This is a genomic window from Leucobacter shiyiweii (assembly GCF_052446065.1).
Lineage (GTDB): Bacteria > Actinomycetota > Actinomycetes > Actinomycetales > Microbacteriaceae > Leucobacter.
This window is the reverse complement of the sequence record NZ_CM127080.1, coordinates 1,964,111-1,986,761: the sequence shown is the minus strand read 5'-3', so window position 1 is coordinate 1,986,761 and position 22,651 is coordinate 1,964,111. Positions and strand designations below refer to the sequence as shown.

The window sequence follows — 22,651 nt, the reverse complement described above, 5'->3', positions numbered from 1 at the left end:
GCGAATCTGATGGGGTCATGGGGTGATGCGCGCCGGGTCAACAGAATCCTCATCGAACGCTTAGAGTTCTAGTCAATCGAGAATTACTCACGGAATTGAGGTGCCTGATGCTGGTCTGGAGTGGTGATGCGTGAGGGAGACGTAGGCGTGATCCACAGTGGATCGCGCGAACCGCACCCTGACACTGACATTCGGGTGCGTGCCGACCGCCTCGTGCGGGTGCCGTGGCGCGAAGTGACGGTGTTTGTGGCCATCGCGATGGCGCTGGCCTGGCTGGTTGTCTCGCCAATCTGGTTACTGGGAGGCACGGCCGCTCCAGAACTCGGTCTATTGATTCAGCTGTTGGGCATTCCGATGATGTTCACCCCGGCGATAGCCACTCTCGTGGTGCTCTTTGTGATGAAGGTGCCGCGGGCAGAACGGCTGCGTTTTCTTGGCATGTGGCCGCTTCGGCCTGCGAAACGCGTGGTGTGGTTCATGGTCGCGGCGGTCTTCGCGCCGCCGGTACTCGTAGCCGCGGTGGTGTTTGTCTCCGCGGCTCTCGGCTGGCTACCTCTCGATCTCATTGGTTTCTCGGGCTTTACGGCGATGCTTGAGGCGCAGATGGCCAGCCTCGATCCAGAAGTTCTCGATGCGCTGCCCCCGGTCTCGTTGCTCGTCGCGATTCAGATCCTGACAATTCCACTGGGAGCGTTGCTTAACTCGGTCTTCGCCTTTGGCGAGGAGATTGGGTGGCGCGGCTGGCTGCTGCCGGCGTTGCTGCCACTCGGTACCTGGCCGGCACTCCTCATCTCAGGCGTGATCTGGGGGCTGTGGCACTCTCCCTTGATCCTTCTGGGCTACAACTTCGGATTCACCGATTGGCGCGGGGTTGTGCTGATGACCGGCGGCTGCGTCGCCTGGGGGGTGGTATTTGGCTGGGCGCGCCTGCGCTCGGGGTCGGTGTGGCCCGCCGTCATCGGTCACGGCGCGCTGAACGCGGCGGCGGGCCTCGGGCTGCTGCTGGTCGCTGCAGGACACGAGCCACAAATGTGGCTCGCAGGTCCTCTCGGCATTGTCGCCTGGGCTGTGATCACCCTAGTGGTGGTGGCGCTCGCACTCACCGGCCAGTTTGGGCGTCAACCTGAGCTCGCGCCGAAGCGCGTGCAGGCTACGATTCCGACGGCGCCGACGAAACCTCAGCGGCCGGAGCTACGCGAGCACTGATCGGTCGAATGGGTCGATGCTGATGCCCTGCGCGAGCACCGCGCGGCACCATTCCTTGGCCGAGTGCAGGCTGTGGTCGCGGTAGTTACCGCAACTGACCGCGTCGGTGCCGGGTACATCTTCCCAGGTCACGCGCTCGGCAATGTCCTCGAGGGAAGCCTTGATCGCGGCGGCGACCTCGGCGGGTTCCGGCTCGCCCCATACGATCAGATGGAACCCGGTGCGGCACCCGAACGGCGAGATGTCAATGACGCCGGCGAGGCGGGTGCGCAGCAGTCCGGCGATCGTGTGCTCGATGGTGTGGAGGCCAGCTGTCGGGATTTCACCCGCGTTGGGCTGCACCAGTCGAATGTCATAGTTGGTGATCGCGTCACCCTTGGGGCCGTGCTCTACTGCGATCCTCCGCACGTAGGGGGCGCGCACCAAAGTGTGGTCGAGCGCGAAGCTTTCCACCTCGGCCAGTGCGACATCACTCATGATTGCTCCTCGATTCGATGGTGGATCCCCGTGCGCCTGACGGCGTCCGGGGCTACTCGCGTGAATAACGCTACGCGATCCACCCGCGAATCTCTGGCGTTTTACGCCGCGGTGCGGCTGAGCGCGATGCTCGCGGCGCCCCCGGAACGGTCTACCTGTACGTCCCAGCCATGCTGTGACAGGGCCGCGAGGTCGCCCTCGGCGGCATCGATCCGGTCAGTTTCGACCAGGTACAGGGTGCGACCGCTTGCGCGATAGACCGAGCGGTGCGTGGCCCACTCGGGCACGCGGGGACGGCTTCCGTCGCCGAGCGCGTGGTAGGGGGTGTGTAGTGCGATGAGGTTGTTTGACATGATGTTCCTTTCGAACGCGCAGTCATTGCGCGTTGCAAACGATTTGCCTTACGGCTGATTCTGGATCGCGAAGGCTGCCAGCGAGTAAACGCGAGGTGGCGATCCGAGCCTGCTCAATGAACGATGAGCGGCGCTGTGAGTGGAAGACCGGAGTAGTGGATTCCGCGGCTGTCGGGCGCATGCGGATCACAGTTTTCCTGCTCAGCATTTCATCGTACGCTATTCCGACTGAGATTGCTACAATGGATTGTTTGGGCGCGTGCGCTCCGCAGATTGAGACTTGAGGAGGTGTGTTGTGGCTGAAAAGTCCCTGCTGGTCTTTGCGCACAGCGATGAGGCGACCGCCTTCGTGCAGGCAGGTGTGCCGCACCTGCTCACCGGGGTCGGTAAGGTAAATGCGGCGATGAGCCTCACCGACGCAATCTTCGCTGCGGGGTTGCGTGACATTGAGCGCGTCGTGGTGCTCGGGACAGCTGGCGTGGTGAGCGACGGGCCCTCTCTCGATGTGGTTTACCAGATCTCCGCGGCCGTGCAACATGACTTCTCGCTGCCTTCGCCGAGGCTCGAGCCCGCCGGGCAGTTACTCACTGAGACGGCTGTGATCGCAACGGGCGACGTGTTCGTGAAGAGCGACGAGCAGCGCCGATCGATCGCCGAGTTAGGTGCGACCCTTGTCGATATGGAGACCTATGCCTACGCGAGTGTGTGTGCGAGGCTCGGGGTGCCGCTGCAGGTCTTTAAGGCGCCATCTGATTTCGCCGACAGCTCGACCACCGATGAAGAGTGGGACACCGTGGTGTTCACCAAGAGCGACCAGCTGTTCGCGTTCGCGCAGGAGAGACTTCCCGAGTTGCTTCGTTAGTAACTGCCGTCACAGATTTCTTTGCTCGACTGTCATGTGACCCCGCTACGGCTCTGCTCTTCCATCGTTCGATTCGCGATTCAGGCCCGCTTCACGTAAGCTTTTCCGCGGTGACGTGTCCGAGCGGCCGAAGGTGCGACTCTCGAAAAGTCGTGTAGGGTAACCCCCTACCGTGGGTTCAAATCCCACCGTCACCGCCACTGAAAACCCCCGCAGAACCCGATAGATACTGGGTTCGCGGGGGTTTTGCACTGTCCCTCGCGCTCCGCCAGGCATAGCCTGGGAATAGCTCGTGGTTGAAGCAGCGTTATTTCTCGTCGGGTCGACGCATGAGCGATCCCACGAGCAGGAACAACGCCCCGAGTCCCGCAACGAGGGTGCTCACACCGTACGCCAGCACTGAGGTCATCAAAGCCGTGCGCAATGATGCTGCGGTGGAAAGCGCCGCGCTCTGATTCCGCAGCTCCCGGGCCTTGTCGCTGCTTCCATCGATACTCTGCAGTTCGGCGCTAATGTCCGCGAAGGTGCGCCCGCCTGCGCTGCGTTCAGCGTTTCTCTTGATTACGAGCGCCTGCACGTACGCAGTCGCTGGGTCTTGCACGAGCTTGCCCGCAAGTACTGGGGCGTTCCCGGGCACCGTGATCCTCTCGTCGCGCAACTCCTTCGTTACCGCGAACCATGCGGCGCCGCCGGCAGCCGCAAACACAGTACCCGCAGCGATGGCGAGCCGCCCGACACGGTGCAGCTGGGAGTGCCTGGCTTCTTTGATCATCGATGATCCTTTCGCGCGGTGACTGTGTGGATCAAGTATTGCAGGCGGTTCCATCGATGTCTGGCGCAGCAGGGAGTCTCACCCCGATAGGCTCGATCACTATGGCAATTGGTGCAACGATCCACACCTTTGAAGTGCAACTCGCGCACATTGACCGGGCAGTCTACGAGGAGCTCACCCTGCGAGTGGCTAGGCACCCGTCAGAGACCGATGCTTACATGATGACCCGAGTGCTCGCATATTGCCTGGAATACGAGGAGGGCATCACTTTCTCTGAGGGTGGCGTCTCGTCTACCGATGAACCTGCCGTGCTTGTGCGCGATATGACTGGCCATATCACCGCGTGGATCGAGATCGGTGCTCCAGATGCTGCCCGCCTGCATTACGGCAGCAAATTGGCGGATCGCGTAGCGATCTACACGCATCGTGATCCGGCAAAACTCCTCACCAGCTGGACCGGGAAGACGATCCACCGGGCAAGAGAGATCCCGGTGCATTCGTTTGATCCTGGCTTCATCGGAGGCGCGGTGGAGGCGGTTGCCCGACGGAACTCAATGGCAGTTTCCGTAACAGAAGGGCAGCTTTACCTGGCGCTCAACGGCACCAACCTCGAGTCGTTGGTGCATGAGCAGTACCTCGACTGAATCGAGGTAACCGTCCGAACAAGTTGATCCGAGCCGATACCCGGTTCCCGCTAAGACTTCTTTCGGGAAGCCTGCTGCCTGACTGCGCCGAAGACCAAAGTGCCGATAAAGAGCACTATGCCGATTATCGCGAGCCAGAGCAGCCCCTTCAAAGCGAATCCGACTACCGCAAGCACGGCCCAGGCCACGAGCAAAATTACCAATACTGTCCACATGCCTTCACCCTACGCCTATCGGTCAAGCTTTGGTGATGCTCGGGGAAACCGGCCAACTGCCTTCGCAGAGCCCTGCCTGTGCAGGCTAAGGGCAGTGGCTCCCGCGTCGCGGGGTCGCAAGATCCAGTATTTAGTCTCGCTTCAGGGCCACGGCAAGACTTGCGCCCCACTCCCGGGCGCGTTCAAGCTCCCCGTCGGCGATCGGGCCGCTATAGCCATGCACCCCGAAGGTCTCGGGCTCGGCGGCTGGCTGAAATCCGAGCCGGACGATGCGCTTGAGTGCCTTCTTCGCGGCCGACCCGGGCAGGCGCGGCGAGACCACGCGGGTGTCGAAGGTGGCGGCCCACACCGGCTTCGCGGGCGAGGGTTGCGCCTCGATCCACTCGCGAATACCCGCGTCGGGAATGTCGGTCGCGCCCTGCTGAGTCGCGCCCTGTCGTGTCGAGGAGGACGACATTGAAAACGCGTGCGTCGGGCCTCCGACCACGATCAGCTCGATGCCGTCGACGGGCAGCGCCTCGGCTGCGGCTGGATGAATCTCTACCTGAAGATCGCTTCGAGCTTCGCTCATGCCTGAGGCAATTTCTCTGGCAATCTGCTCGGTGTTGCCCCACAGGGACTCGAAGATAACGATTGCACGCACGATCACTCCTCTGTTGCTCGTGTCCCCAGTGTCACCGAGGCAATCTCCCACGTCAAGGGATCGAGGTAGTGCCCAGTGCCGCTGAGCGGCATCGCGCGCTCTATACAGCAGAGCGGGCCGACCGAGAATACTCCCGGCCGGCCCGCGTAGTGCACTGAGGCAGTGTAACGAGTTAGCTCGTCGGCATCAGTACCGAATCGATGAGGTACACGGTGGCGTTTTCGGTCTGCACTCCACCGCAGATCACGTTGGCACCGTTCACCATCAGCATGTCACCGCTGCCGGTTACCTCGACGTCAGTGCCCTGCACGGTGGTGTGCATTCCGGGGAGATCGTCAGGGAGAGCCTGGCCGGAGACCACGTGGTAGGTCAGGATAGAGGTCAGTAGGTCACTATCAGTCTTCAGTGTCTCAATGGTCGCCGCGTCGATCTTCCCGAAGGCTTCATCGACGGGGGCGAAGACCGTGAACTCGCCGCCGTTCAGGGTGTCGACGAGGTTCACGTCGGGGTTCAATCCACCGCTAACCGCTGCGGCAAGCGTGGTGAGGAGCGGGTTGTTGGAGGCCGCTTCTACGACGGTGGATTCAAACATTCCGGCAACTGAACCAGGACCGTCGGGAACCTCTTCTGCGTAGGCGGCGCAGCCGGGACCGACAAGGTAAGCCGCGGGATCCATCTCTTCGACCTCCATGGTCTCTGATTCGGTGGGCTCCATTGCCGGCTCTTCGGTCTCAGTCGCTGCCGAAGTGCATGCGGTGAACGCGAGGCTCGCGGCCAGTGCGAGGGGCAGGGCGAGCAACATCTTCTTGCGTGACATCGGTTTCTCCTTCGTCGTGCCCGGTGGTGCACCGGGCGAGGTTCTCGGATACGGTGGCGACTTTTTCGTCGCCCTCCACAGTGGTCTTCGGGGCCGGACGCGAAACGGATTGGATCAAAATGAATCTTTTTTGAGAATTTCGTCTTCGAGCGAAATCAGATGCCACCAATCCGATCGTCCATTGGTTCCGAATACCCCACTGAGACAGAAAGGAGATGGCGCTCAGTGGGATCCAGCAGCGCGTGCGGCATACTTGACCGCATGGTGATTGACGGTTGTGATGTTCCCGAGCGGAACGTCAACCAGGTCGACCACATTGCGGCGCTGATCCGTCGCGTCGCCGTTGGCGATCGGGCTGCATTCAGTGAGCTCTATGATCTGATGTCGGCTCGCATGTTTGGCCTTATTCGCCGCGTACTGGTGGATCGCGACCAGAGCGAAGAAGTGCTGCAGGAAGTATTCCTCGAGGCGTGGCGCACGGCTGACGACTACGATCCCGAGCGCGGGCAGGGTCGCTCGTGGCTCTTGACCATCGCACACCGGCGAGCGGTCGATCGGGTACGTGCTTCGCGCGCGAGTGTGGATCGCGATATTCGTGTCGGGATCCGCGATGCTGAGGTCGCCTTCGACGGGGTGGCCGAACGTGCCGAACTGAAGATCGACGCTCAGCTGGTGACCGAGGCACTCTCCCGGATTCCTGAGGCGCAGCGGGAGGCTTTGGTGCTTGCCTACTTCGGCGGGTACCACCAGAGTGAGATTGCTGCTTTGACTGGAACACCACTGGGAACTATCAAAACGCGAATGCGTGACGGGCTCACTAGGCTCCGCGCGGAAATGGGGGTGAACGCATGACCAAGCAAGAATTCTCTGACCTGGCAGCCGCCTTCGCCCTCGGTGGGTTGAACGCAGAAGAGCGAGCGACCTTCGAGCGCATGCTCGCGATGCACCCTGAATGGGCGGATGCGGTCGACGCGGACCTGCGTACTGTGATGGCTCTCGCCGCTTCAGTACCGGAGGAAGCACCGCGTGCTCAGGTCAAGGAGTCACTCCTGTCCCGGCTCGATGCACTGATTGAGGCGGGGGAGCCCCCGAGCGCATTGCGCGAATCCCAAGTTCACCCAGTCGTGTCAGCGGTGGATCACAGCACTCCGTCGGGTGGAGCGAGTACTGCGTTGCCGCAGGTTACACCCACTCCACTGCCGGATCTTCCCAACGACGGCGAAGACGAACTCCCGCGGCGGCGTCGGTTTGGCACGAGAATTCTGGCCACTCTTGCGGTAGTCGCACTGATCGCGGGTGTGGGCTCGGGACTGTTTAGTGCCCTGCAGCCCGAGAGGCCAGCGGGCATTGTCGCGCTTGAGCAGATCGCTTCCGCTGCCGACGCGCAAAGCGCGAGCACCCGCGTCGCCAGCGGCGGAGAGGCCGCGCTGACCTGGTCTGCCGGTCAGGGTAAGGCCGTGCTCGTGACCGCCGGACTGAACCCGGCACCTTCGGGCCACACCTATGAGTTGTGGTTCGTGCGCGGCGAGGAGAAGATTCCCGCCGGCACGTTCGACCCCAACAGTCAGGGTGAGGCTGCGGTGCTCGTTTCCGGCGAGATGGCCGAGGGCGACGTGATCGCTGTCACTGTCGAGGTAACCGGCGGTTCTCCAAACGGGCTTCCGAGCGATCAACTTGTGTTCGCGATTCCGACGTCCCCGGCGGGTCAAGCCACGTAAAGCTTGGGTTTCTCGGCTGAGCTGATCACGGTGGACCTCTTCAGCGCATCCCATCCCTCGATGGCATGGTCCAACCCTGTAGGTGCCGGCACCGGCGCCTAGGCTTGAGGTATGACACCCAGACGTCCGTCGCCGCTCGGGGGAGCCAGACCCACCCGAGCCGATCTCGCTCGCTTCGCGTCTGACGCCCCGGATGTGCTGGATGACGTGCTTCCCGACCGCGCAGGTGATGCCGGTGGGGAGCCGCTTCGCCTGCTGATCGTGGGGATCAACCCGGGGCTCTGGACTGCCGCAGTGAACGCTCCGTTTGCCAGGCCGGGTAATCGATTCTGGCCAGCCCTTTTCCGCGCAGGATTGACGGAGTATCCCATCGACGCGTCGCGAGGCCTTTCCTCGAATGACGAGGAACACCTTCTCTCCCGAGGTATCGGAATTACGAACCTGGTCGGTCGCGCGACCGCGCGCGCAGACGAGTTGGACCGAGACGAACTTCGTCTCGCGGGGAAGCAGTTGGTGAGGCGCGTGGGTGAGTTGCAGCCTCGCACCGTCGCGATCGCCGGCATCACCGCGTTTCGTGCCGCGTTCGATCAGCCCAAGGCTGTCCTGGGGCGGCAGACAAGAAGTGCGATTGGCGGTTGGCCAGAGCATGTGGAGCTCTGGGTGGTGCCCCAGCCGAGCGGGCTGAACGCACACGAAACGATCGACTCACTTGCCGAAAAGTGGCGGGCAGTGATCAGTTCTGAAATTGGACCGCAGCGTCTCTCCGACCACGAGTAGCCTGGATCGCAGGAGGTGGCGCGATGTCCCACGTTGAGCCGGTGATCGAGACGCACGAGTTGCGCAAGAGTTATGGCTCCCATGAGGCCCTTCGCGGGATCGACCTTCGCGTCGAACGCGGCACGGTATTCGGACTCATCGGGCCGAATGGCTCTGGCAAGAGTACAACGCTGAAGCTCCTCCTCGACCTCCTCCGACCTTCAGCCGGCACGGTCCGCGTGTTTGGCCAGGACCCGAGGCGAGCCGGCTCGCAGCTGCGCCGCAACCTCGGGTACCTTCCCGGTGAACTCCGGCTCGACGGGAGGCTCAGCGGACGGCGCCTGCTGCAGCACTTCGCGAGACTCTCAGGGGCGGTTGATCCGGCGTACATGCACGGGCTCGCCGAGCGTTTCGGTGTGGATCTTGGCAGGCCGATCCGCGCGCTTTCCAAGGGGAACAAGCAGAAGATTGGGCTGGTGCAGGCCTTCATGCATCAGCCGGATCTGCTGATCCTCGACGAACCGACGAGCGGCCTCGATCCACTCGTGCAACGCGAGTTTCACACCCTGCTGCACGAGGTCTGCGCGCGCGGCCAGACTGTGTTGCTCAGTTCCCACGTGCTCAGTGAGGTGCAGCAGGTAGCGCAGCAGGTGGCCGTGCTCGGAGGGGGGCTGATCGTCGGGAGCGGGGATGTCGATGCCTTGCGACTGCGCGCCATCCGTCGCGTGAATGCGGGCATTGCGACCGCTGACCCGCTGCGTACTCGCGAACAGCTCCGTCTCATGCCCGAGTTGTCTGGTCTTGAGATACATGACGACCCGGTGGGAGTGCGGATCACCGGAACAACCCGCAGCGATATTCGGGGGTTCGTTCGCATACTTTCGGGCTTGCCGCTCGCCGATCTTTCGCTCGAAGAACCCGATCTCGAAGAGTCGGTTCTGCATCTCTACCGAGAGCGCGAACGGGAGCGGGAACGGCGAGGAGGTGGCGATGCGTAATCCGCTGCCCCTCACTACGCACGCGTTACGCCACTCTGCCCGCGGGCTCCTCGTGTGGGCATTCGCCATCGCCGGGGTTCTCTTCCTCTATTTGCCTCTGTACCCGAGTATTGGCGGGGCGAGCGAGTTACAGGGAATTATCGACAGCTTGCCGCCGGAGCTCATTGCTGCGCTCGGATACGACCAGATCACCACGGGGGCCGGGTACACGCAAAGCACGTTCTTCGGACTCATGGGATACGTCTTGACGATCATTGCGGCCACCTCTTGGGGCTCTGCGCTCATTGCCGGAGCTTGGGAGACCGGAGAGCTTGAACTCAATCTGGCTCATGGGGTGAGCCGTACCCGCGTCGCGCTCGAGGCTGGGTTGACTCTTCTGGTGAAGATTGCGGTGCTACTTGGGGTCGCCGGTGCGGTGATCCTGGCACTCGACGGGCCAGCGGAATTGGGCCTTGAGTCCGTCAATGTGGCCGCGGCGCTACTTGGGCTCGGCGGGCTTGCCTTTCTGAGCGGCGCAGGAGCGCTCCTGGGAGGAGCCCTCACGGGCCGTCGATCGATTGCCACCGGAGTGGGTGCCGGGCTCGCCGTACTGGGTTTCGCGTTTCAAGCGGTTGCGAGACAGTCGCGCGAACTTGAGTGGCTCCAGAACCTCTCGCCGTTTCACTGGGCGTATGATCCGTACCCCTTGCAGGAGGGCTTCGCCCAGCCGGGTTTGCCGTGGTTATGGGCTTTAGGTGCGATGGCTGTGGTATTCACTAGTGTCGTGCTGAACCGTCGTGATATTACCTGATTGTCTGATTACAGGCAAGGCCCATAGCCGTTTCACGCATGTCGCAGGTGTCGGCGATACAGTTGCACTCCACACCCGACCGCGAGGAGTGAAAATGTCACATCACGACGACCATCACGACGTACACCATGACGAAAAGCGCGATGCGCCGCATGAAGCTACGGGCCGCGACGCCGGCACCGGGCAGGGCACGAGCTCGGGCCCTCCCGACACTGAGACGCAGGATCGGCCGGTGCTCGATGGCTCCACCGAAAGCGATGCGGCCGAACGTGAGACGGTGAATCCCCGCCGTGGTATGGAAGACCCAGGCCTCGTGAGGAACACCGACACGGGCGAAAAGACCCCCACGCCCGAGGGCTACTAGGCTCTCGCGGTGTGTGACTCCGTGCCAGCCTGATTACGGCAGTGGCCTGCACCCCTACAAGGTGCGTGATTCATCGGGGAGCGGTTGCGGGGCGAGTACCCCGCGCCGCTCGTCGGTGAAGATCCTCTCGATCTCTTGTGCCGATACTGGTCGGCTGAAGATATAGCCCTGCGCACGCAGACACCCACTCGCACGTAGGAAGTTGAGCTGTTCGACTGTCTCGACGCCCTCCGCGACGGTAATCAAGCCCAGTGAGCGCGCGATGGAAATCGCAGTTTGCACGATCGCGTCGTCCTCTTCTGAATGATGGATGCGCTGGATGAATGCCTTATCAATCTTGAGTTTGTCGACCTGAAAATCCTTCAGGTAGCTGAGGCTCGAATATCCAGTTCCAAAGTCGTCGATGGCCACGGCGATGCCGAGTTCGTGCAGTCGCCCCACAATAGAGCTGAGCAGCTGTGGATCCTGCGCAAGGATCGTTTCCGTAAGTTCAACCTCGAGAAACTTCCCCTCTAGGCCGGTGTCGTGGAGGATTCGCTCGATCGTGTCTACGAAATCGGATTCGAAGAACTGAATCATCGAGACATTGACGGCAATCGGCACACGGCAGATGCCCTGATCCAGCCATTTCTTTGACTGGGCGCAGACGGTCGCGAGTACCCAGGCGCCCAGCGGCAGGATCAGCCGGGTTTCCTCTGCCAGGGGAATGAAATTCTCCGGGCTGATCCAACCGAGGTCAGGGTCGTGCCAGCGCAGGAGCGCTTCGATGCCGGTGATCTGACCGCTCACGATGTCGACCTTGGGCTGATAAGCGAGGTCGAAAGCCGAGGAAGCGATCGCGTGTCGCAACTGCCGTTCTAACGCGATGCGGTGGCTGAGTTCGGTGCCCATCATCTCGGTGTAGAAGGTGTAGGTATTGCGGCCAGGTGTCTTCTGCTTGGTCATCGCATAGTCGCTATGGGTGATCAGCTCCGCCACGGTTCTGCCATCCTGCGGGAAAATGCAAATGCCCATGTGTAGACGCAGATCCAACTCGCGTTCCCCAAAGGTTGTGACGGTACTGAACTGACGCAGTATGCTCTCGGCGACCTCTGCGAGTTGCTCCTCCGTGGAGACGCCCGGTACGAGAATCAAGAACTCGTCACCGCCGTGGCGCCCGACCATATGTTCGTAACCGGTGGCAAGACTGAGGTGTTTGCCGATGAGCCGAAGGACGGTGTCTCCGAAGAGATGTCCGTAGGTGTGGTTGTACCGTTGGAATCGATCGACGTCGATTGCGATCAGGCCGAAGGGTTCTCCAATGGTTATGAGGTTCTCGAGGGATGCGAAGAGAGCGGTACGGTTCAGGATCCCTGTTACCTCATCATGGGTCGCGAGATGCTGATATCGACGCTGCGCGAGTTCCAGCTCGGTTACGTCGTGATAGCTGAGGAGTTGGCCGATCCACTCTCCGGCATCGTCAATGACCGGATTCGCATTGCACTCAAGTGTTCTTCCGTCCAGCTGACGGAAGACAAAACGGTGACGCTCCTGCGGGTGATCAAGCGTTCGAGTGATGTCGAGGAGGAAGGTGCCGGGTTCCTCCATTCGCTGGGCGATAAGCGCCAGCCACTCCGGAGTGACCTGTCGGAACAGGGGATCCTCGTCGAAGAGTCCGTCGCTGAGAAAGTATCGATTATGGGCGATGAGCACCCGGTCGCGATCGAATACGACGTAGCCGTCAACGGAGCTTTCCAGCACCGTTTGGAGCAGGGCCGTCTCTCTACGGAGGGCATTTTCGACCTCAACTGTCTGGGTGATATCCACGCCGAGGCCGACAATGCGGAAACCGTCGCCTTCGGGAACTGTGTGTGATGAAAAGTAGAAGGGGGTGCGCTTGCCGGTCTTCGAATGCACCATGTGCGCACGAACCTTGGTGTGGCCGACGGTCGCCAGCTCGTTGATTGACTGAATTGCACGCTCGTGGTCTTCGACAGCGATGTCGGTGGTCGTGCCGCGGCCAAAACACTCGTCTTCGCTAATGCCGACTGCATCGAGGTACCCCTGATTCCACTCGACGAGCTTGAACTCGCTGTCGTAGACGAAGTACACGCCCGGGATGCTGTCGATGAGGGCGCGCTGCGCGTCGCGCGTTAACGGCGTCTGTGCCCCTGATTCACGTTCGTTTGTCTCGCCCTGCATATTTATTCTCCGCTTGAGAATACGCCGACCACTAATTTGCTGAGAGCACGCTCACGTGGTATCTGCGGGCGCGTACTCAAAGATATCCCATTGATGTTTTTACCGTCTGTTGGTCGATCGCACAATGCTGTTTGCAACTTAGACTGAAGCGGCAGACACCCGTGTGCAGGGAGGGCTGGCGCGGGCGAATCGGCGGCACGAGGATCAAGGGAGCGCACTATGTCTACACCGGACGCGGGAGCCCACACGCGGGCCGCTGGCCCGCTTGGCGAGGAAGCCGTCGAACAGGTGCGCGCCGGGTATGGCGACGGCGTAGACAGCGGTGGCACCATGCTGACCTTAGGTGCCTTGCTCAATGGGGAGCCACGCGCCGACGTGCAGATCACGATTCCGCTCGGCATGCTGAACCGTCACGGGCTCATCGCTGGGGCGACCGGCACCGGCAAGACAAAAACACTCCAGGTCTTTGCCGAGCAGATCGCCGCGCTCGGGGTTCCGGTCTTCGCTGCCGACATCAAGGGCGACCTGTCGGGGATCGCAGCCCCGGGAACGGAGAGCGAGAAGCTGCGCGCTCGCACGCAAGGCATCGGGCAAGACTGGCAGCCGAAGGCGGCGCAGACCGAGTTCTTTTCTCTGGGGGGAATGCGGATCGGCGTGCCGATCCGCACGACCCTTGAGCGATTCGGTCCGGTCATGCTCGCCAAGGTGCTCGGCCTGAACGAGACGCAGGAGTCGAGCCTTGGCCTGATCTTCTACTATGCCGAGTCCAAGGGCCTTCCGCTCATCGACGTCAAGGATTTGCAGTCGCTGCTGAGCTTCCTCACCAGCGAGGACGGACGCGCAGAGATTCAGCAGATCGGCGGACTTTCGCGGCAGACGACGGGAGTGATCCAGCGCGCGGTTATCGGTTTTGCCCAGCAGGGCGCCGATGTGTTCTTCGGTGAGCCCGCGTTTGATCCGGCAGATGTGATCCGCACAGCTCAGGACGGCACAGGCATAGTGAGCCTGCTCGAGGTGCCGGGGGTGCAGGATCGACCGGCGCTCTTTTCGACTTTTCTCATGTACTTACTCTCCGAGCTTTTCGAGGCGCTCCCTGAGGTAGGCGACCAGGACAAGCCGAAGCTCGTATTTTTCTTTGATGAGGCGCACCTGCTGTTCGCCGACGCGTCCAAGGCCTTCTTGCAGAAGATCACGCAAACGGTTCGGCTGATCCGCTCAAAGGGCGTTGGCATCTTCTTCGTGACCCAATCCCCGAAGGACGTGCCGGGTGACGTACTGGCCCAGCTCGGTTCGCGAGTGCAACACGCGCTTCGGGCGCATACCCCTGACGACGCGAAGGCGTTGAAGGCGACGGTTTCGACCTACCCGAAATCGGAATATGACCTCGGCGAGGTGCTGCAGAGTCTCGCGACCGGCGAGGCGATTGTCACGGTGATGAGCGAGAAAGGCGCCCCGGCGCCCGTGGCGTGGACCCGGATGCGCGCGCCGCAAGGCTCGATGGATCCGATCACCCCGGTGATGATGCAGGCAGCCGTGTTGGTTTCGCCGCTGCAGGCAAAGTACGGCGCCGCCATCGACGATCATTCTGCCGCTGAGATGCTTGAGGAGCGGGCGGCGGAGGCTGCGGCCACGAGGCTTGCGGCAGAGCAGACGGCGTTGGCCGAGAAGGAGAAGGCGCGGGCCGAAGCTGCAGCCGAGAAGGCTGCGATTGCGGAAGCAAAGCGTCTCGACCGTGAAGCGCTCGCCGCAGAGAAAGAGCGGCAGCGTGAGGTCGAGCGGAAAGAACGCGAGCGTGCTGCAGCCGCGAAGAAGGTGAGTGGACAAGTTGGCTCGGTGGTGACCTCTGGGGTGCGCACCGTTGTGAACCAGGTGCTGCGAAACCTTTTCAGGAAGTAAGCTGGAGCGCTGCGGTCAGGGGCGTGACTCGGGCCACTGCAGCAGCCACCGCGCTGTCGATCTCCCTCAGCACTGTTGACCGTGCGTTCGGAATCGGCGCGATGATGGTGAAGCGGCGGATCTGCTCGTGCAGGGGCCCCAGGGAGAAGAGGCCCGCGTTTGGCGCGCCGTCAGCATCAATCAGCGCACTGTCTTTCGCAGAAATTTCAAGGGTCGGGGTTGACTCAGCCTGCGGGTGATTCCACAGCCGTGCAGTGCCGTGCCTGAGGAGTGAGTCGAGGAGTGGATCGCCGAGCATCTTCGGATTCGGGAGAGTGAGATGGGCGTCGATCACCCGGTCAATTTCGAAGCCAACGCCGTTCGTCAGTGAGCTGGACACGAATCGGTTGCCTTCGTGTGCCTTTACGCTGAGACCGGGGCCGATGAATCGAACGATTCCCGCGCGATGCAGCGCGAGCAACTGCTCAACCCGGAATAGCGGGGGGCCGCTCCCGACCAAGCCGGCCAGGGTGAGGTACCGGTTCAAGCTCGCCAGGGATTCGGGGGTCACCCCACCAAAGTCGGTTAGCGGAACAATCGCGACGCGAGCCGCCTGATAGACATGCAGCCCGCGTTTGCGGGCGCTCCGCAGTCCTTCCGACGCATCACCAGCGTCTTGGGTGATGCGAGCAGCGATTGCGGCGTCAATTTGCTCTGGCGTGGATCCGCAGATGGGTCGACCGATTCGCTCGGTATCGAAGCGGTCGCGGGGGGCCGGTACCCATTCCCTGGCCGCGTCTCGCCAGGTGGTGCCCACTGCCGAATCGTCTGCCGCGTCAATAAGCGCCAGGAGTCTTGCGGGATCGGTCGTGAACGCCTCCGGGCGGTGCTCGGCAAGCACACGGTAGTGCGTGAGTGCCGAGTCTCGTTCAATGAGCGGCAGCACTTCCTTGGCAAAATCGAGCGGGCGCCGGGCGAGAAGTTCGGGCATGGCGCGGGTGAGTGAGGGCAGGGTGGCGGGGGGCGGCACCGCCTCGAACGCGGGTTTCGCGAGAAATGGTAACCCGCTGCGCGAGCCAGCGAGAAGCACCGGCTCGCGCTCCGAGCGCAGATACTTCACCGCGTACGGGCGCCCGGGTTGCGGATCCGGTTCGAAAGCGCCTCCGCGACCTTCGGTGACGAGACTGAGGAGGTCGGTGAAGCCCATTCCTAAGCCGCGGACAGCCACGCGCTCGCCCGGAAGGATGTCATCAAATGGTTGGTCGATGGGACTTGCTGGGCCGATATCTGTGCCGGTGCCCTGCCCGCGCGGGATCCACCCCAGAGCCAGGATCGCGGCCCGAACCGAGAGCTTCGTGCCGCTGACGAGGGTGACGAGGTACTCGTCGCGTGATCGCGCAATGTCAATTGCGCGATCACGGTGCACCTGCAGGCTTACCTGTGCTGGCAGCGCTGCAGCGAAGGTGCGGTGAGCCCATCTCAGGTAGGCGCCGTAAAGCGCTCGAGAGGGGGAGCTCCACGGCCGGGTCTCAGCCGCGAGTCGTCGCGATACCGTGTCTTCGGTAGCGACTTCGCCCTTCGCGACCCGCTCGCACCACTCCGCAAAATTCGGCCCAGGAAAGCTCGCTTCAAACCCCAGTGTCGGGTCGTCGAACACCGTGGACTGCGCGGCAACCGTGTTCATGACCAGGGTGTGTGGCTGATCCGCGCGCCAAATGCTCCCCGAACCCGCCGGGTAAGGGTCGATGACGTGCACGATCAGCGGGTGCTCCGGGGGTGCGGATCGCAGCCGCGCGGCGATACGGCCCAGTGCGGCGGTGCCGCGAACACCCGATCCGATAAGGGCAAGCGCGGCATGAGTCACCATACGGTTATCCCATGTTTCTGGGCGAGATGCCAATCTGAGTGAATCACTTCCATGAATGTGTCACATAATGTCACGTTTTGGATATTTGGTCTGGCCTGCCATACGGTAGAGCACGGTCCTGGTGAACCTCCATGGTTCGTCAGCCTTCCACGACAGACATCCAGGAGACACATTCATGCGTACCCCGTTCCGCACACTTGCCGCGATCGGTGCCACCTCGGCGCTTCTCATCGGATTGGCCGCCTGCTCCACCACTGCCAGTTCGAACGCGGGAGATGCCGCCGAGGAGCCAGTGCGCTTCGGCATCGCCCTCCCCGACACCGGGAACTCGGCCCAGTACGGTGAGTACTTTCGCCAAGGGTTCGACCTTGCGCTGGAGCAAATCAACGCTGACGGCGGAGTGCAGGGGCGCGATGTTGAGCTGGTGTTCGAAGACACTCAGGCGGACCCCGCGCAGGCCCCGCAGGTCGCACAGAAATTCATTGACGATCAGTCGATACTTGCGGTCATTGGTGACTTTGGCACGCCGGCGACCTCGGCAGCTAGCCAGCTCTACCAGGATGCGGGACTCGTGCAGTTTGCGTTCTCAGCCTCGGGCGGCGCGGTTACCGATCCCGGTGACTTTGTATTTGCGACGTGGGTCTCCCAGGAATTCGAGGCTCCCCGCCTTGCCGAGTTCGCGTCACAAACGGGCGAAAGTGCTGCCGTTTTCTATCACGACACCGATTGGGGGCAGGAGACATTCGGTTACTTCCAGGGTGGGGCCGAAGAAGCCGGACTTGCGGAGGTGTACTCGACCGCATATGACCCGGCCGCCACAGACTTTCGCCCGCTCCTGCTCTCCGCTCGCGACGCCAATCCCGAGGTGATTGTGCTTATCTCGTATGCCGCCGACGGCGCGCTGATCGCGAATCAGGCTCGTGAACTCGGCATCGAGACCCCGATTGTCGGCATTAGTTCGATTTACAATCAGCAGTTCATTGAGCTCGCCGGAGACGCAGCTGAAGGTGTAGAGACGCTCAGCTACTTCACCCCCGAGAGTGAAGACCCTGCGGTGCAACAATTCATCTCTGACTTCACGACCAAGCACGACGTTGATGCGCCGAACGACTACGCGATCCGCGCCTATGACGCGTTACACATCGTGGCTCAGGCCGCGAACGATGCTGCCGACCTCACGCGACAGGGAGTTCGTGATTCCCTCGATAGCGGGGCCACCTTTGCGTCGGTGCTCTACGGCGACTTCCAGTTTGATCCCGAGATCCGCCGCGTCGTCGACGCGGAGCAGACGCCGCTCGTCATCCGAGACGCCGCCTTCACCATCAAGTAGCCAACCATCTGGCCGCGCTCGCTTCGGCGGCCACTGCAGACGGGTCCCTCGTGGAAATTCTTCTCGCAGGCCTTGTCGGGGGAAGCACCTATGCGCTCATCGCGGTAGGTGTTTCTCTCGTGTTCGGGGTCTCAAACATTGTCAACTTTGCCCATGGGGCGGTGTTCGCCGTGGGAGCCATGCTTGCGTGGTGGCTATCCGGGCCGCTCTCGCTCGACTTCTGGTTGGTTCTCCCCGCGGTGATACTCCTCACCGGGCTGCTCGGTCTCGCCGTCTATCTGATTGCGGTGCGTCCGCTGAATAAAGCGCCGGGCATAGCTGTGCTGCTCGCCACGTTCGCGGTGGGCATCATCCTCGACAACTTGTCACTGCGTCTGTTTGGCGCCGAGACACGCCGCCTGGAGAGCGCGTTCCCGAGGGACAACATTGAGCTCTTCGGCTTTCGGTTTGGCACGTTGTCGCTCGTCATCATCGGGGTCAGCCTGGTCAGCGTGCTTGTACTCGCGCTCATGCTCAGCCGCACCAAGATCGGCCGCGCCATTCGCGCGACCTCCCAGGATTCCGAGGCGGCCCAGCAAATGGGCATCCCGGTAGAGCGGATCCAGGCGGTCTCCTTTGTGATCGCTTCTGCACTCGGCGGTATCGCGGGCCTGCTGGTGGGCATGTACCAGTCGAATGTGTCACCGGGAATTGGGTTTCTCGCGGGCCTGCAGGGATTTGCGGCCGCTACCATCGGAGGCCTCGGTTCTATCGCTGGCGCGATCGTCGGCGGGCTCTTGCTGGGGATACTCGAGGCGTTCGGCGTTTCCCTCTTTGGTGATTCCGTGCGACAGCTCATCACTTTCGGCTCCCTTCTCCTCGTTCTGTGGATCCGACCGGGCGGACTTCTCGGCCGCGTACCCACCCTCACGAGTGAGCCGTTGACCGGCACATTCTTTGGCGCGGGCAAACCCTTGCGCCTGCCTCCGTGGGCCGGAATCGCCGCAGTGGTGGTCATTGCGCTGCTGCCGCTGGTCGCCAGTGATTATTTCCTTCGGGCTGGAAGCCAAATTTGGATCTACGCGCTTTTCGCGCTCTCGGTGACTCTCGCTGGCGGCTTCGCCGGCCAGATCGTGCTGGGTCAGGCTGGAGGTCTCGCTATCGGCGCCTACACCTCGGCCATCCTCGTCACTCGATTCGACTGGGGATTCTGGCCAAGCTTTCTCGCCGCGGGGCTCGCCGCAGCCGTGCTGCAGGTGATCCTCACCGCACCCACCTGGAGGCTCCGTGGGCACTATGTTTCTATGGCCACACTTGCGGCGGGCGCCTTTATCTCGGCCCTGGCTCTGAACCTGCCGCAAATCACCGAGGGCTCGCGCGGAATCGCCTCCATTCCGCGCCCCACTCTATTCGGGCTCAACATGTCGGGCGCGGCACCCATGTATCTGCTGACGTTCGGTATTCTCATCGTCGCCATCGTGCTGGTGTCGCGTCTGGGCAGTTCACGGCTCGGCCGTATTTGGGCCGCTGTGCGCGAGGACGAAGTGGCGGCGGCCTCTGCGGGCCTGCACCCAGCCTCGTATAAGTCACTTGCCTTTGGGCTGGGCTCGGTTATTGCGGGTTTCTCCGGGGCCCTTTACGCCGTGCAGGTGACGTTCATCGAACCCAAGCAGTTTGGTGTTGCGCTCTCAGTGATCGCGGTAACCATTGCGATCTTGGGTGGTTTGCGCGCCCCTATCGGCGTGGTGCTCGGTGCCGCAGTGCTCATCGGTATTCCCGAACTTTTCCGGCCACTCGCCGACTGGAGACTGTTGATCTACGGTGTGCTCTTGCTCCTGCTGATTCTCGTCCGGCCACAGGGACTCTGGGCCGAGTTTCCGACGGTATCCGCCTGGCTCTCTCGGCGGCGCGCTGATCGCGCGAGACGGGATCCCGCGAAAGATCCACTCGTGGACACACCTACGGAGGCCTCGGCATGAGCGACATTTTGCTCCAGGTGAGCGGCATTACCAAGCGGTTTGGTGGGCTCACCGTGGTCGACGGGGTCTCGTTCGACGTGCGATCCGGCGAGGTCGTCTCGATAATTGGTCCCAACGGGTCTGGCAAGACGAGCACGCTCAACATCGTGAGCGGGGTGCTCTCGGCCGATTCGGGTGAGGTGCGGCTTGCCGGGGAACGGATCAGCGGCCGCAAGCCGCACCAAATCGCGCGCCACGGGCTCACCAGAACGTTTCAGAACGGGCGGGTGATCGGCAATCTCACGGTGCGCGAAAACGTTCTCGTGGGTCTCGACGGTCTGCGTAAGCGAGAGTCGCGGTTGCGTGAAATTCCGGGAGTGCGTTGGGCCTCCTTACTTGCCGAGACCGCCGGCGCGCTGGTCGAAGGCCCCAAGCGGGGCAAGGAGGCAGCGGAAGATGATGCACTCGTAACCCGCCAACTGGAACGATTCGGTGAGCGCCTGCTTCCGCGACGCGACCAATACGCGTACACGCTCTCGTACGCCAACCGGCGCCGCACCGAGATCGCCCGAGCCCTCGTGGCCGATCCACAATTATTGGTGCTCGATGAGCCCACTGCCGGGATGAACCAAACCGAGACCACAGAGGTACTCGACCAGTTGCTGGCACTGAAAGAGCGAGGCCAGACGATTCTGCTCGTGGAGCACAAGCTCGACCTCGTGATGAAGCTGTCTGACCGGATCATTGTGCTCGACGACGGGAAGATCATTGCCGAGGGCAGACCCGAAGAGATCAGCAGAGACCCGAAGGTCATCGAGGCCTACCTGGGCACCTCATTTGCAAAGGAACACAATGCCTGAGCTGAAACTTGAAAGCGTCAGCGTCTCTTACGGGCAGAGCCCCGCTCTCACTGATGTGAGTCTGATTGTCGGCGATGGTGAGATCGTCTCGCTGCTCGGCGGAAACGCCTCGGGGAAATCGACCACCATGAAAACTGTTCTCGGCTTAAAACGACCGAGCAGAGGTCGGGTGCTCTGGGGCGGCGAAGACATCTCAAGTTGGCCCACCGGACGCCGCGTGCGCGCGGGTATCGCATCGGTCCCCGAAGCTCGCCGGGTATTTCCCGACATGACGGTGGAAGACAATCTGCTCACGGGTGCCCACACTCGGCGTGACCGCGAGGTCAGAGGGACACTCACAGAGGTGTACTCGTTCTTCCCCCGACTCGCGGAGCGGAGAAGACAGCGAGCCGGGAGTATGTCGGGAGGCGAGCAGCAGATGCTCGCATTTGGCCGGGCCCTCATGAGTCGACCGCAACTAATTTGCATGGACGAGCCAACCATGGGTCTTGCCCCGATCATCGTGGAGCAGGTGCTGCAGCGCATCGCCGACATCAACCGAGAGCTGGGTATTTCGGTGCTCATGGTCGAGCAAAACGCCGAACTGGCACTTTCTATCGCGGCTCGCGGCTACGTGCTGCGCACCGGTGAAGTCGTCCTCTCTGGTGCGGCGGCGGCGCTCGCACGCGATCCAGGTATCCGCGAGGCGTATCTTGGCGGCGGACTCGACCCTGATCAAACAGAGGTCGACGCCGGGCAGGCAGAGGCCGACGCCGGGCAGGCAGAGTTCGACACAACACAGGCGGGGAGTGAGAAACAATGAGTCAGCAGGACGCACTCGGCGGGATCGCGGGTCTAGATGCCCAGCGGTCGTATGAGCTCCGAGGTCACCGGCCGGCCGTGATCGAGGCAGCGGATCGTGCCCTTGAAGCGCTCTTTGACGTAGCTGAAGGTGATGAAGCTCCAGGTTTAACCCGGTCGCTCCGCCTCCTCGCTGCCGCTCGCGCCGCAATCGTGGATGGCGCGGCGGAGCTCGGGGCGTTCTACCTCGAGCAGGTGGAAGAAGAACCGGGAAGTGCGGGGTTGCATGCCCATGCCTACCAGCTTCTCGCGCACGGCGGCTCCGATAGCGAAGCAGGACTCACCGCGTCGCGTCGCGTACGTGCGCTGTTGCGGCACACCGATCTGCTGGTGCAGCGCCCGGCCGCCTCCACTGCAGACGACCTCACCTCACTCCAGGCGGCCGGCTATAGCGTGCAGGAGATCGTGGTGCTCGCACAGGTCGTGACCTTTGTGACATATCAGGCACGCGTGCTGCACGGTTTGCGAATACTTGAGGAGGCTTCTCGATGAGTCATTTCACCATGGAGGAACGAGCATGGCACGCGTGGATCGAACCCGCCGGCCCCGAAACCGCGAGTCCGCGGCAACGGGCGGCATACGAGACGAGCGTATGGCCCAACTCACCCTACTTTCGCCTGCTGGCGTGGCACCCCGACTCTCTGGCGGCCCGCACCGACCTGGATCGCGCCATCTTTCTCGACCGATCGGGGCTGCCGCGCGGCGATCGTGAGTTGGCAGCGACCGCTACTTCCCGAGTGAATGGGTGCGAGCTGTGCGCGAGTGTCCACGCCCGCTTCTCGGCGACCTTGCTGAAGGATCGCGACTCAATCGAACGGTTGCTGAGCGAGGGGCCTGACGCAGAATTTGAGCCGAGGGTGCACGCCGTGGTGAGCGCGGCAACCGCACTCACGCACAGCCCGAGCAAATTCGGGGTGCACCACGTGAAAGCTCTGCGCGATGTCGGGTTCAGTGATGCCGACATCTATGACGTGGTGCAATCGACTGCCTTCTTCGCCTGGGCCAACCGGCTTATGCTGAGCCTGGGGGCTCCGGCTGCGCCCGACGCGGCCGATGCGCAGGCGCTCGCCGACCAGCACCAAGCTGATCAGGTAGCTGCTGCTTCTGCATAGTCGCCGCCTGCGTGTCAGGGGTGGGATATAGGGT

At 62.3% G+C, this 22,651-nt stretch carries 24 protein-coding genes and 1 tRNA gene; 17 read left to right on the top strand and 8 right to left on the bottom strand.

From position 1 onward, the window contains the following. Positions 1-126: 126 nt before the first annotated feature. On the top strand, positions 127-1,206 hold the full coding sequence (locus ACTNFJ_RS09200; RefSeq protein ID WP_435906011.1) for a CPBP family intramembrane glutamic endopeptidase: 1,080 nt from the start codon (positions 127-129) through the stop codon (positions 1,204-1,206). On the opposite strand, the gene ACTNFJ_RS09195 is transcribed toward ACTNFJ_RS09200, so the two are convergent. Next, positions 1,192-1,683, bottom strand: coding sequence for an S-ribosylhomocysteine lyase (locus ACTNFJ_RS09195; protein ID WP_435906010.1), 492 nt, complete (start codon positions 1,681-1,683; stop codon positions 1,192-1,194). The genes ACTNFJ_RS09200 and ACTNFJ_RS09195 overlap by 15 nt on opposite strands. Positions 1,684-1,784: 101 nt before the next feature. Next, complete coding sequence (locus tag ACTNFJ_RS09190) at positions 1,785-2,036, bottom strand: hypothetical protein (RefSeq protein ID WP_435906009.1); 252 nt, start codon at positions 2,034-2,036, stop codon at positions 1,785-1,787. A 295-nt stretch (positions 2,037-2,331) separates the two neighbouring features. Here ACTNFJ_RS09190 and ACTNFJ_RS09185 point away from each other — a divergent pair, with 295 nt between their 5' ends. Both ACTNFJ_RS09185 and ACTNFJ_RS09180 read left to right on the top strand, forming a co-directional pair. Beyond that, positions 2,332-2,898: a phosphorylase family protein gene (locus tag ACTNFJ_RS09185; protein ID WP_435906008.1), complete on the top strand. Its 567-nt coding sequence runs from the start codon at positions 2,332-2,334 to the stop codon at positions 2,896-2,898. A 109-nt stretch (positions 2,899-3,007) separates the two neighbouring features. After that, positions 3,008-3,098, top strand: a tRNA-Ser gene (locus tag ACTNFJ_RS09180). Positions 3,099-3,205: 107 nt separating this feature from the next. Here the strand turns inward: ACTNFJ_RS09180 and ACTNFJ_RS09175 are convergent. After that, positions 3,206-3,670, bottom strand: a complete 465-nt coding sequence (locus tag ACTNFJ_RS09175) for a hypothetical protein (RefSeq protein WP_435906007.1) — start codon at positions 3,668-3,670, stop codon at positions 3,206-3,208. 101 nt (positions 3,671-3,771) lie between these two features. Between ACTNFJ_RS09175 and ACTNFJ_RS09170 the strand changes: the two genes are divergently transcribed. After that, a complete protein-coding gene (locus ACTNFJ_RS09170; RefSeq protein WP_435906006.1) occupies positions 3,772-4,314 on the top strand; it encodes a YaeQ family protein in 543 nt (180 codons plus the stop codon). Positions 4,315-4,364: 50 nt separating this feature from the next. Here ACTNFJ_RS09170 and ACTNFJ_RS09165 read toward each other — a convergent pair whose 3' ends face one another. The 3 genes from ACTNFJ_RS09165 to ACTNFJ_RS09155 all read right to left on the bottom strand — a co-directional run bounded on the left by ACTNFJ_RS09165 (position 4,365) and on the right by ACTNFJ_RS09155 (position 5,989). Further along, positions 4,365-4,529 (bottom strand): hypothetical protein, encoded by a 165-nt coding sequence (locus ACTNFJ_RS09165; RefSeq protein WP_435906005.1) that lies wholly within the window; start codon positions 4,527-4,529, stop codon positions 4,365-4,367. A gap of 130 nt (positions 4,530-4,659) precedes the next feature. Beyond that, a complete protein-coding gene (locus ACTNFJ_RS09160) occupies positions 4,660-5,172 on the bottom strand; it encodes a flavodoxin family protein (protein WP_435906004.1) in 513 nt (170 codons plus the stop codon). A gap of 172 nt (positions 5,173-5,344) precedes the next feature. Further along, positions 5,345-5,989 carry a fasciclin domain-containing protein gene (locus ACTNFJ_RS09155; protein WP_435906003.1) on the bottom strand — a complete coding sequence of 215 codons (645 nt, stop codon included), beginning with the start codon at positions 5,987-5,989 and terminating at the stop codon, positions 5,345-5,347. 261 nt (positions 5,990-6,250) lie between these two features. Here ACTNFJ_RS09155 and sigK point away from each other — a divergent pair, with 261 nt between their 5' ends. The 6 genes from sigK to ACTNFJ_RS09125 all read left to right on the top strand — a co-directional run bounded on the left by sigK (position 6,251) and on the right by ACTNFJ_RS09125 (position 10,615). Beyond that, entirely contained in the window at positions 6,251-6,841 is a 591-nt protein-coding gene (sigK, locus tag ACTNFJ_RS09150; protein ID WP_435906216.1) for an ECF RNA polymerase sigma factor SigK, read from the top strand. Beyond that, complete coding sequence (locus ACTNFJ_RS09145) at positions 6,838-7,707, top strand: anti-sigma factor (protein ID WP_435906002.1); 870 nt, start codon at positions 6,838-6,840, stop codon at positions 7,705-7,707. The genes sigK and ACTNFJ_RS09145 overlap by 4 nt, the downstream gene beginning before the upstream one ends. A 111-nt stretch (positions 7,708-7,818) precedes the next feature. Then, a complete protein-coding gene (locus tag ACTNFJ_RS09140) occupies positions 7,819-8,484 on the top strand; it encodes a mismatch-specific DNA-glycosylase (protein WP_435906001.1) in 666 nt (221 codons plus the stop codon). A 23-nt stretch (positions 8,485-8,507) separates the two neighbouring features. After that, a complete protein-coding gene (locus ACTNFJ_RS09135; RefSeq protein ID WP_435906000.1) occupies positions 8,508-9,461 on the top strand; it encodes an ABC transporter ATP-binding protein in 954 nt (317 codons plus the stop codon). Beyond that, a complete protein-coding gene (locus tag ACTNFJ_RS09130; protein ID WP_435905999.1) occupies positions 9,454-10,251 on the top strand; it encodes an efflux permease Rv1217c-related protein in 798 nt (265 codons plus the stop codon). The genes ACTNFJ_RS09135 and ACTNFJ_RS09130 overlap by 8 nt, the downstream gene beginning before the upstream one ends. 94 nt (positions 10,252-10,345) lie before the next feature. Beyond that, positions 10,346-10,615 (top strand): hypothetical protein, encoded by a 270-nt coding sequence (locus ACTNFJ_RS09125; RefSeq protein ID WP_435905998.1) that lies wholly within the window; start codon positions 10,346-10,348, stop codon positions 10,613-10,615. A gap of 54 nt (positions 10,616-10,669) precedes the next feature. Here ACTNFJ_RS09125 and ACTNFJ_RS09120 read toward each other — a convergent pair whose 3' ends face one another. Further along, positions 10,670-12,796 carry a sensor domain-containing protein gene (locus ACTNFJ_RS09120; protein WP_435905997.1) on the bottom strand — a complete coding sequence of 709 codons (2,127 nt, stop codon included), beginning with the start codon at positions 12,794-12,796 and terminating at the stop codon, positions 10,670-10,672. A gap of 219 nt (positions 12,797-13,015) precedes the next feature. Between ACTNFJ_RS09120 and ACTNFJ_RS09115 the strand changes: the two genes are divergently transcribed. Further along, on the top strand, positions 13,016-14,692 hold the full coding sequence (locus ACTNFJ_RS09115; protein WP_435905996.1) for a helicase HerA-like domain-containing protein: 1,677 nt from the start codon (positions 13,016-13,018) through the stop codon (positions 14,690-14,692). On the opposite strand, the gene ACTNFJ_RS09110 is transcribed toward ACTNFJ_RS09115, so the two are convergent. Continuing rightward, positions 14,682-16,538 (bottom strand): FAD/NAD(P)-binding protein, encoded by a 1,857-nt coding sequence (locus ACTNFJ_RS09110; protein ID WP_435905995.1) that lies wholly within the window; start codon positions 16,536-16,538, stop codon positions 14,682-14,684. The genes ACTNFJ_RS09115 and ACTNFJ_RS09110 overlap by 11 nt on opposite strands. Positions 16,539-16,713: 175 nt before the next feature. On the opposite strand from ACTNFJ_RS09110, the gene ACTNFJ_RS09105 reads away from it, so the two are divergent. Genes ACTNFJ_RS09105 through ACTNFJ_RS09080 form a run of 6 tightly spaced genes read left to right on the top strand, consistent with a single transcriptional unit; the run spans position 16,714 to position 22,617 of the window. After that, positions 16,714-17,868, top strand: a complete 1,155-nt coding sequence (locus tag ACTNFJ_RS09105; RefSeq protein ID WP_435905994.1) for an ABC transporter substrate-binding protein — start codon at positions 16,714-16,716, stop codon at positions 17,866-17,868. 50 nt (positions 17,869-17,918) lie between these two features. After that, on the top strand, positions 17,919-19,826 hold the full coding sequence (locus ACTNFJ_RS09100; RefSeq protein ID WP_435905993.1) for an ABC transporter permease: 1,908 nt from the start codon (positions 17,919-17,921) through the stop codon (positions 19,824-19,826). Beyond that, positions 19,823-20,665 carry an ABC transporter ATP-binding protein gene (locus ACTNFJ_RS09095; protein WP_435905992.1) on the top strand — a complete coding sequence of 281 codons (843 nt, stop codon included), beginning with the start codon at positions 19,823-19,825 and terminating at the stop codon, positions 20,663-20,665. Before ACTNFJ_RS09100 ends, ACTNFJ_RS09095 begins: the two co-directional genes overlap by 4 nt. Next, positions 20,658-21,467: an ABC transporter ATP-binding protein gene (locus ACTNFJ_RS09090; protein ID WP_435905991.1), complete on the top strand. Its 810-nt coding sequence runs from the start codon at positions 20,658-20,660 to the stop codon at positions 21,465-21,467. Before ACTNFJ_RS09095 ends, ACTNFJ_RS09090 begins: the two co-directional genes overlap by 8 nt. Beyond that, positions 21,464-21,997 (top strand): hypothetical protein, encoded by a 534-nt coding sequence (locus ACTNFJ_RS09085; RefSeq protein ID WP_435905990.1) that lies wholly within the window; start codon positions 21,464-21,466, stop codon positions 21,995-21,997. Before ACTNFJ_RS09090 ends, ACTNFJ_RS09085 begins: the two co-directional genes overlap by 4 nt. After that, complete coding sequence (locus tag ACTNFJ_RS09080; protein ID WP_435905989.1) at positions 21,994-22,617, top strand: peroxidase-related enzyme; 624 nt, start codon at positions 21,994-21,996, stop codon at positions 22,615-22,617. Before ACTNFJ_RS09085 ends, ACTNFJ_RS09080 begins: the two co-directional genes overlap by 4 nt. Positions 22,618-22,651 lie beyond the last annotated feature (34 nt).